General features: G+C 33.3%; 1 protein-coding gene. It reads left to right on the forward strand.

Going from position 1 to position 210, the window contains the following annotated elements:
* On the forward strand, positions 1 to 210 hold a 210-nt coding region (locus BHE89_RS04200), incomplete at both ends, for an Lrp/AsnC ligand binding domain-containing protein (protein ID WP_216080981.1).

Consider the following 210-nt stretch of genomic DNA (forward strand, 5'->3'; position numbering starts at 1 on the left):
ATATGACTATATGTTGCAGCTGGTCGTTAAAGATATGGAAGATTTTCATAATGTTTCAATGATGAAAATACGCGCAATTGGCAATATCAAAGAGATGAATATTTCAGGGCGATATGACTATATGTTGCAGCTGGTCGTTAAAGATATGGAAGATTTTCATAATGTTTCAATGATGAAAATACGCGCAATTGGCAATATCAAAGAGATGAA

It is taken from the genome of Shigella sp. FC1967 (assembly GCF_001743005.1).
Classification (GTDB): Bacteria; Pseudomonadota; Gammaproteobacteria; order Enterobacterales; family Enterobacteriaceae; genus Proteus.